A 10,221-nucleotide genomic window follows, 5' to 3' on the forward strand; every position below is an offset into this window, starting at 1 on the left:
CAACCACTTTATTTATAGGTATAGCATACTTTCTTAAAGTTATTTTCTTTTTGTTTGTATTAATGGCAATGTATGTATTCCCTGTATATATTTCGTTCGATTTAAACCCAATACAAGCGATTAAAAATTCTTTATTAATAGGCGCAGCCAATCCACTTTATACATTGTTTATGTTGATACTGTCTATTATTATCATCACTTTTCTTTTACTCTTTCCAAGATTAATACCTATTATTAGTGTCAGTTTACTTTCGTACACTTGGGTCTTTTTTGCTGATAAAGCAATTTGTCGTATACAAAAATATAAAACTGTTACAAAAATATCTTGAGCCAAATTACTAATTGATTTTTAACCTATGCAAATGTAGCTGGAGGGAATATGATGAAAATAAATTTAACAACAACCATCTTTAAAGATGAAAAAAAAGAGACGGTAGAAACTGTTGAGCAATTTTCAAATGATCATGGTGTAGAAATGAAAGTTGTAAATCTATATCCTGAAGTAGAGTATCAAACATTTGATGGCTTTGGTGCTGCTATTACAGAAGCGGCTGGATATACCTACTCTCTAATGAGTAAGGAAAATAAAAAGAAAATAGTTGATGCTTATTTTGGAGAGAACGGTATTAGATACAATATGGTTCGTACACATATTGATAGTTGCGATTTTTCTTTAGGTCAATATGAAGCGATGGATGATCCAACTGATACGGATCTTAAAACATTTAGTCTTGATAGAGATGAAAAGTATATTATTCCATTGTTAAAACACGCAGAAAAAATAGCAGATAATAATTTGCAAGTTATGCTATCCCCATGGTCCCCCCCTTCATTTATGAAGACAAATGAGCAAAGAGTGCAAGGGGGAGCATTGAAGCCAGAGTACAGACAGTTCTGGGCGGATTATATTTGCAAATATATCAAAGAGTATCGTCAAAAAGGGTTTAAAGTAAATATGATTACAATCCAAAATGAGCCGGATGCTACACAAACATGGGATAGTTGTGTATACACTGCTGAACAAGAGAAAGAATTTTTAAAAGATTATTTGTATCCTACTTTGTTAAAAAATGATTTAGATGATATTCAAGTTAATATTTGGGATCATAATAAGGAAAGAATGTACGAACGCGCCACTGCAATGATTGATGAAGTAACAGATAAAATGATACATGGAGTAGCATTTCACTGGTACACAGGAGATCATTTTGAAGCAATTCAACTTGTACGTGATATGTTTCCGAAGAAAAAACTAATTCACACAGAAGGTTGTGTCGAATACAGCCGTTTAAGTGACGCAGGTCAACTAGAAAATGCGCAAATGTATGCACATGACATTATCGGTAATATTAATGCTGGAATGAATGCATTTATAGATTGGAACTTAATTTTAAACAAACAAGGTGGGCCAAATCATGTTGGTAATTACTGTGATGCACCTATAATGTGTGATACGGATAATGATACTGTGAAAGAAAACTTATCCTTTACTTATATTGGTCACTTCAGTCGTTATATTCAGCCTGGAGCTATAAGAATTGCATCAACTAAATACAGCGATAAAATAGAAGTAGTTTCTTTGAAGAATCCAGATAAAACCATTACTATTGTCTTGTTAAATCGATCTAATGAGGAATTACCTGTGTCTGTAAGGATTAATGGGAAAATAACAAGTTTTAATGTAACGGCACAATCTATTTTAACAGGAGTCATTACCGAATAAATAGTAGATATTAAGCGCTCAACTTATTATCGAAAAGTGTTTGTCTAAATGATTTGCTTCTTAAATAAAGTGATAATTCAACTCAAATCTAATACTGAAGTATTCTTAACAGAAGCTTTCGTGTGTGAAAGAAAAAAGAGATGTGAGTTTAATGTGGATCTATTGTCAAGTACATTTAAAAAAGACTCTCATGAAACATCTAATAAATATTGCTCTCTGTAACTAACAGAGGGCAATTTTTTTATCGTTTATTGGTATGAGCGGTTTGTTCTTGTATATAGGCTAGGCTACGAGATGTGAGATAAAACCATCATGATGTGTGTCTGGATTGTTTGTCGCTTTAACACTACGTCTTTTAGTTGAAATTAAAAGAAAAAAGCTTGAAAAAGGTAAAAGGGAAGAGATATGAACCGCTGATTGAGTGAATCAGCTCTTTTTAAAAAGGGTTGTTAAAAAACATTTTACACCAATTACACACGTCATGTTAGTGCACTAGAAGCGAGTATATTTAATGTGCCGCACTTCAGATGTTATGCTACACTGTAAACGTAATCAATGAAAGTTAAAGAGGTGGCGGAAATGAAACATCTACTCATCGAATATATGAAACAATTTACTGATCATACTGATGCAGAATTAAATGACATGATTAAAGATATACCTGTTAACCAGTTCAAAAAAGGTGATCTTCTTTTGAGTCAAGGAGATACGCCTGAACAGTGCTATTTCATTTTAAAGGGTTGCATCAGACAGTATGCTGTGGATGAACATGGGGATGAACATACTTCCAATTTCTACACTGAAAATCAAAGTGTGACGATATTTAATCAGCATAGGCATGATAAATCATCACCTTACGCATTAGAATGTCTAGAAGATACAGTAGTCATTGTCGGGGATTTAGCGACTGAACAAACAGCTTACGATGAGCATCCTGAGCTTGAAAGTATGACACGAAAAATGATTGAACAAGACTTTGGTGCTATGCGAGCTGATTTTTCTGCTTTTTTAGCTTCATCACCTGAAGAGCGTTATCAGGCGCTCGTTCGAGATAGACCTGAGTTACTTACAAGAGTGCCGCAGTATCAGCTCGCTAGTTACTTAGGAATTAAACCAGAATCTCTAAGTCGTATTAAAAAACGGTTAGAAAAAGAAGCAACAACTCTAGACGATTAATTGATAGTGACTTTACGCCCTGAGACTAATAACCAGACACCAAAACCTAGTTCTCCAATAAACATCGGTGCCATCAAGATCAGTTCGAGAGATGTAGTGAAAGAATCAAGACTAGGAAAGAAGCTATACATCAGGTGAACAATAGTATAACTCACGCCTGCCAACATAATGAGTATACTGATGACTTTGGGTACTTTTTTTGTTTTGAAAGGGATGATGCCAACTAAAACGAGATGAAGACCAAAGATAATTAAACCAAAGAACCAAACAGCTTCAAAAGTGTTAAGAGACAACATGACGTGTTCAGTTAATCGGCTCACGTTTAAAGATGTTTGAAGGGCCTGGTCAATCAAGATTAATTCAGTGACAGCCAAAGCGAGAATAGCCGTATAGATTAATCGAAACCATCCTGATAATAATGCGTAACCTTGATGAAACGGTTTGAGAAATTGATAAAACCCCCATGATACAACCACATCTGCAATAATAATAAGGAGCCATCCAAGGATCTCAAGTCTAAATAATGCTTGAGCTGCTTGGATGTTTTTTAATGTGATGAGGGGTTCATCACTAATAACGAGTGAACTGTGTACATAGCCATGTGAGAAAAATGCAAGCAAAGCCATAATGATGAGCGCCACACCGGAAATGACAGCGGCCTTTTGTTGCATATTTTTTGATGTTGTCATACTAACCATTCCCTTCTGATAAGTCATTCATAAAAATAGTATAAGATGACATATTCATCCTTGCATTGACTTAAGTTAAGTATTTAACTCTTTTACCTTTAATGAATCACTACAGATGATAAAATAATACTATAAGGTATGATATAATTTGGTGTAGTCGACAAGACATTTAATTTAGTGAATACAATGTAGGGTAAATTAATAATAACGTGAGGATTTGGATGGGAAGGCAGGCCAATAGTATGACAGAGAATTATTTAAAGCGAGAACTATATGATTTAGTGAAAAATGATGCCGCAATTTTTGAGTTTATTCAGTCTGGTTCGTTAGACGGCATTTGGTACTGGGATTTAGAACAGCCTGAAAATGAATGGATGAGCTCGAAGTTTTGGGAGACACTTGGCTATAATCCAGAAGAAAAGAAACACTTGTCTTCTGAGTGGCAAGATATCATTCATCAAGAAGATTTAAAATTAGCCACAGAAAATTTCTATAAACATTGCCATGATCCTAATCACCCTTATGATCAAATTGTGCGCTACCAGCATAAAGATGGTTCGACGGTATGGATTCGGTGTCGAGGTCTCGCTATAAGAGATGAATCAGGAAAAGCTAAGCGGATGCTGGGGGCTCACACAGATATTACGGATTTAAAGAAAGTTGAAAGTAATTTGTCTCGATTAACAAGAGAATATGAAAAAGTGTTTAATGGAACCCAAGATGCCATGTTTTTAATGAAAGTTCTTTCACCTAATCGCTTTCGCTTTGTGAGAAATAATTTGGCGCATCAAAATAAAACAGGGTTACAATTAGAAGATATTAGAGATAAGACGCCGGAAGATTTACTTGGTGAAGAAGTAGGGCGGATCGTCTCAGAAAATTATCAAACATGTGTTGATAAGAAAACAAGTGTAACGTATGAAGAAGAGCTTGTCTTACCTGCAGGAAAGCGGATTTGGCAAACCACGCTCACGCCTATTTTTGAAGGGAAAACAGTGATCAATATCGTCGGTTCAGCGACAGACATAACGGAGCAAAAATTATTAGCGCGCGAACTAGAAAAACAAGCAAATTATGATAAGCTAACAGACTTGCCAAATAGAAAATTATTCTTTGAACGTCTCGAAAGAATGATTGTTGAAAATGAGCGAGACCAAAAACAATTTGCTTTACTGTTTGTTGATTTAGACGGCTTTAAAAATATTAATGATCAATACGGCCACCGGGCAGGTGATGACGTGCTCATTACCATTGGCAAACGTTTAACTGAAAGTGTCAGAAAGTCAGATACCGTTGCTCGCATGGGTGGCGATGAGTTTACGATCATATTAAGAGATACTCATGATCGCGACAGCTTAGAAAAAGTCGTTCAAAAGATTCATCAACGCGTAAAAGAAGATATGCACATGGATGATTGTGTCTGTCATGTTGATTCTTCCATTGGCATCGCCGTCTATCCTGAGGATGGGTTAGATAGTGAGACGTTACTTAAAAATGCTGATGAGATGATGTATAAGATTAAACATAGTGGTAAAGGAAGTTATCGCTTTTTTTCTGATGTTAAATCATAATTTAAAACAAGAGGTTATTTCCAAGGGCATTGTCATTCAGGCTAATGAAGGGTTAGTTGAAAGCTAAGAATGCTTATGAAAATGAGAATTGACAATGAAAATTATAACGGAATAACCTCAGATTAAACTGAACTAAGAAGAACTTTTTAGGTAGTTCATTTCAGATTGGATTGTAACTAACATGTAATTGAGTATCAATGGTATGTTAAGTCAGCGTGCTTAAACTATCTTCGTTTTTTGCGAAAGGAGAAAAATATGTTCGCTATAATAGGTGCTGTGATCTTCTTGGTCATAGCTATTATGACTTTACTAGTAGCTCTAGGTTTCCCACTAGGTGCGTTTACTATGGGAGGGCATTACACAGTCCTTCCACCAAGATTAAGGATAATGGCTTGGGTATCCTTTCTTATTCAAGTGTTTGCGATTGTTATCGTCCTGCAAGCCGGCGGGGTTTTACCGCTTATGTTTTCCGTTCGTGTGACACGGTTTGTTTGTTATATCTTTGCGGGTTACTTAACGCTCAATACGGTAATGAACCTCTTCTCAAAAAGTAAAAAAGAACAGTTTATCATGACACCACTCTCCATTATTGCGGCTATTTGCTTTTTTGTGACAGCCATCGGAATGTGAACGTAGAACAGCTCAGTACCGTCGAGCTGTTTTTTGTTTTTCTGTTTTTTTAACCATGGATTAAATGACCGCAAAAATACACGAATTAAAAACATCAAAAAAGAATCCAAAGGCACACTCTCACTATTCCATCATATAGATAGATATACAACTATTTTTCAATATACAGAAAGATGTGGTGGTTAGATTATGTGTGGGATAGCGGGTTTAATTGATTTTAACAATGATTTAACTAAGCAGGAATGTCAGATAAAAATAATGGCCAATGCATTGCAACACCGCGGTCCAGATGAGCAACAAGAGTGGGTCTCAGAACATGTGGCATTTGGTCATAAAAGATTAATAGTCGTTGACCCAGCAGGTGGTAAACAACCCATGCATTGGTTGGAAGAAGGCAACGACTACGTCCTTGTTTATAACGGAGAACTTTATAACACGGAAGATATTCGAAAGGAACTACAAACAAAAGGATGGACCTTCCATTCACACTCTGATACAGAAGTACTGTTAAAAAGCTATATCGAATGGAAAGAGACATGTGTGGATAAGTTCAATGGGATTTTTGCCTTCGCTGTGTGGGACTCAAATAAAGAAGCGCTTTTTGTGGCCCGTGATCGACTAGGGTTAAACCGTTATTTTATACAGAACAAGCGGGTGTGTTTTTATTCGCGTCTGAGCTCAAAGCATTATTAGCACATGATGCAGTGAAACCAATTTTAGATCAACAAGGGGTTAGTGAAGTTTTGGCGCTCGGTCCATCGAGAACACCTGGAAATGGTGTGTTCAAGGGAATTCAAGAATTACGAGCGGCCCATGTTGGCACCCTTGACCGAAGAGGTTTTAAAACATGGAGATATTGGGATGTTAAAAGTCAAGCACATACAGAAACTCTTGAAAAAACAGCGCAAACTGTTCGCACGTTATTAGTAGATGCCGTCGAACGTCAACTTGTATCAGATGTTCCAATCGGTACCTTTCTCTCAGGTGGCGTTGACTCAAGTGCAATAACCGCGATAGCTGCTAATTATTTAGAAAAACATAAAAATCAAAGACTCCCGACCTTTTCAATTGATTATGAAGATAATGCGGATTATTTCAAAGAAAGTACTTTTCAACCGAATAGTGATGCCAATTTTATTGGGAAAATGGTTGAGGCGCACAATACCGAGCACTACACCTATATCTTGGATAATAAGACACTCGCCGCATTATTAAAAGAGGCAGTCGAGTATCGAGACTTGCCGGGGATGGCTGATGTTGATAGCTCATTATTATGGTTTTGTCAGAAAACAAAAAATGAAGTCACAGTGGCGTTATCTGGAGAGTGTGCAGATGAGATATTTGGAGGGTATCCTTGGTTTTACCGAGAAGAAGATTTAAAGCGAGAAGGATTTCCTTGGATTCGATCAGTCGATATTCGTACGCGATTACTTACAAAAGAATGGCAAGAAAAGTTGGATCTTCACGCTTATATGCTAAAAAGATATCAAGAGACAATAGACGCAACACCAAAATACGCAGATGATAGTGAATCAGAAACGAAGCGGAGAGAAATGTTCTACTTAAACATGCATTGGTTTATGCCGACTTTATTAGACCGAAAAGATCGCATGAGTATGGGGGCTAGTTTTGAGGCGCGTGTGCCTTTTAGTGATCACCGATTAGTTGAGTATGTTTGGAACATTCCGTGGGAAATGAAAAATTATCAAGGGAGAGAAAAAGGCATTCTAAGAAAAGCGCTAGAAGGCTTAATTCCAGAAGATATTTTATATCGGAAGAAGAGTCCTTATCCAAAAACCCATCATCCAGCATATACAGAGGCAGTACTAGAGTGGATGGAACGCATTCTGGATGATCCGGATGCGCGTTTATTTGAACTTTTTGATAAAGAGGCAATAAGAGAACTTGTCGCAACCAAAGGAGAAGAAATTGATGAACCGTGGTTTGGACAATTAATGAAAGGACCACAATTGCTAGCGTATTTAGCACAAGTAGACTATTGGTTACGTAAATATGACGTTGTCATAGAAAAATAATACTTGCCTTATCAAATATCACGTGAATAATGTGACGGGTTATATTCAATGATCAAGTGATTTAGCAACAATATTTACAAAAAGAGCCCTAAATACAAACAAGTAGCGCATGTTGACGCTACTTGTTTTACATAACGCTTTTACGACATAGTTTCACGATGCTTCAGTACTTCATGGCTATATTGACAAGTTTTTACTGACATAGGATAAGATAAATCTAAGTGTTTATAGTCGGTAGAACTAATCAGGAAATACTACCTTTATTACCTATAAAATACATAGAGATTTACGTCCTTTTTCCTGTATAATGCGAATATAAAAATAATTAAGGGGCGTTATCTAGATGAAAAGTATTAGGACAAAATTGGTTGTTTACTTCTCTGTGATTATAACAGTGGCCTTAGTTGCGTTAGGGTTTGTTATTATGAACGGCGCAAGTGACTCTATTCAAAATGATGCAGAAGAAAGTTTATTATCTTTATCACATGAAGCGGCACGCGTAGCAGACAGTCGAATAACAGGTGAGTTTCTTTACCTTGAAGGACTTACTAACTTGCCAGAAGTTCAAGAAGAAACAAGAGATATTGATGCGGCCATGGCTGTATTTAAAAAACGGGTACAAGAGACAAGCTATTTACGGATTGGGATGGCCGACCTTGACGGAAATTTATACTTATCTGATACATACGGGGATGATGGCGATATCGTTGATATCTCAGAGCGTGACTATTATCAACAATCATTAAACGGCGAGCGAGGATTAATGCCACCATCTGAAAGTGTGAATGCGGCCGACGGTGACCGATTAATTATGGTCACATCTGTTCCTATTATGGAAAATAACCGCGTCACTGGTGTCATTGTTGCTGTTGGTGATGCTGACTTTTTAAGTGTGATTGTTGAGGACATTACATTTGGTGAGCAAGGTTATGCTTATATGATTGATGGTACTGGCACAGTGGTAGCTCACCGTGACCGTGAGATGATTCGTGATTTCTTTAATCCTATTACCTTGGCAGAAGAGGATCCATCCTTATCAACAGTAGCGACACAGTTTGAAGACATACTTTCAACTGATGCGGGAGTAGGAAGCTATACATTTAATAATGAGCTTATGTATATTGGTTATAGAAATATTGGTGACACAGGTTGGAGTCTTATTGTGACAGCAGACGAACATGAAGTCTTATCATCAGTTGATAATTTACAACTGACAACGATTGTGATGACAGTTGCGGCAGTATTAGTAGCTATTATCTTAACTTTCATCGTTGGTTCTCGTATATCTAAGCCGATTCGCTCCGTGTCACAATCAGCTGAAAAGATAGGTGAACTCGATTTAAGACAGGACATCGAACCAGACCTACTTAAAAGTAAAGATGAAGTAGGGCAACTTGCGACCTCCCTTCAAGCGGTGACAGAAAATATGCGCAGGGTTATTCAGCAAATCAATGATTCTGCAGGTAATGTGTCAGCAGCTTCTGAACAGTTAACGGCAACCTCAGAACAATCTGCCTCTGCTTCAGAAGAAGTAGCGGCAACCATTCAAGATATCGCCGATGGTGCGGAGAATCAAGCAGAGAATACCGAAGCGGGATCTGAAAAAGCGCATCAACTTGGCGAGATTGTTGAACAAGAACAAGCTGTTGTGAATCGTTTGAATGTGGCCTTTAAGAAAGTGCATAGGGCTGTTGAAGAAGGTATGACGGAAATTAAGCGTTTAGCGATGCTGTCTGACAAAACATCAAAAGCAACAAAAGAAGTAGAAAGTGGGATTCATAGTACGAATGATAGCTCACACCGCATTAGTGAAGCGAGTAATGTGATTGCTAATATTGCCGAACAAACAAATCTATTAGCACTTAATGCGGCGATTGAAGCTGCACGAGCCGGTGAAGCAGGAAAAGGTTTCTCCGTCGTCGCTGAGGAGATCCGTAAGCTCGCTGAACAATCAACTGAGTCTACAGCTTCGATTGATGCCATCGTAAAAGAACTCCAAACAAATGCGGAAAGTTCAGTTAAAGTCATGGCAGACGTATCAAAAGTCATTGAAGAACAATTAGCTAGCGTACAGCTCACACAGGCTAAATATGAACAAATTGAAACAGCCATGGTCACCTCAAATGACGCAGTGGATTCTTTAAATGACACAGGAAAGCAGATGGCAGAAATTAAAGAAGAGATTGTCTCATCATTAGAAAATCTCTCAGCCATTGCCGAAGAAAATTCAGCCGCCACAGAAGAAGTTTCAGCCGCAACCGAGCAACAGACGTCTTCGATGGAAGAAATCTCACGTTCAAGCTTAAGCCTCGCTGAACTAGCGGTAGAACTTAAAAAATTGATTGAACAGTTTAAAATCAATGAATGAACAGCGTCATTCACATCGTGGCATTTAA

Annotated in this window: 6 protein-coding genes and 1 pseudogene; 6 read left to right on the forward strand and 1 reads right to left on the reverse strand. The window is 37.4% G+C overall.

Annotated features, from left to right (window positions below):
• Positions 1–382: 382 nt before the first annotated feature.
• Together JCM19043_RS15145 and JCM19043_RS15150 are read left to right on the forward strand one after the other, a co-directional pair.
• Positions 383–1,723 carry a glycoside hydrolase family 30 beta sandwich domain-containing protein gene (locus JCM19043_RS15145; RefSeq protein ID WP_062323827.1) on the forward strand — a complete coding sequence of 447 codons (1,341 nt, stop codon included), beginning with the start codon at positions 383–385 and terminating at the stop codon, positions 1,721–1,723.
• Between the two features lie 579 nt (positions 1,724–2,302).
• A complete protein-coding gene (locus tag JCM19043_RS15150) occupies positions 2,303–2,899 on the forward strand; it encodes a Crp/Fnr family transcriptional regulator (protein ID WP_062323829.1) in 597 nt (198 codons plus the stop codon).
• Here JCM19043_RS15150 and JCM19043_RS15155 read toward each other — a convergent pair.
• Entirely contained in the window at positions 2,896–3,588 is a 693-nt protein-coding gene (locus tag JCM19043_RS15155) for a DUF4386 domain-containing protein (protein ID WP_062323831.1), read from the reverse strand. The genes JCM19043_RS15150 and JCM19043_RS15155 overlap by 4 nt on opposite strands.
• A 242-nt stretch (positions 3,589–3,830) precedes the next feature.
• Between JCM19043_RS15155 and JCM19043_RS15160 the strand changes: the two genes are divergently transcribed.
• The 4 genes and pseudogenes from JCM19043_RS15160 (at position 3,831) to JCM19043_RS15175 (ending at position 10,193) form a co-directional block, all read left to right on the forward strand.
• A complete protein-coding gene (locus JCM19043_RS15160) occupies positions 3,831–5,159 on the forward strand; it encodes a sensor domain-containing diguanylate cyclase (protein ID WP_062323833.1) in 1,329 nt (442 codons plus the stop codon).
• 300 nt (positions 5,160–5,459) lie between these two features.
• Entirely contained in the window at positions 5,460–5,789 is a 330-nt protein-coding gene (locus JCM19043_RS15165; protein ID WP_231631579.1) for a hypothetical protein, read from the forward strand.
• Positions 5,790–5,978: 189 nt separating this feature from the next.
• Positions 5,979–7,825: pseudogene (gene asnB, locus JCM19043_RS15170) on the forward strand (asparagine synthase (glutamine-hydrolyzing)).
• Positions 7,826–8,168: 343 nt separating this feature from the next.
• On the forward strand, positions 8,169–10,193 hold the full coding sequence (locus JCM19043_RS15175) for a methyl-accepting chemotaxis protein (RefSeq protein ID WP_062323837.1): 2,025 nt from the start codon (positions 8,169–8,171) through the stop codon (positions 10,191–10,193).
• Positions 10,194–10,221: the final 28 nt, after the last annotated feature.

The sequence above is a fragment of the Halolactibacillus sp. JCM 19043 genome (assembly GCF_001310395.1).
Lineage (GTDB): Bacteria > Bacillota > Bacilli > Bacillales > Amphibacillaceae > Halolactibacillus > Halolactibacillus miurensis.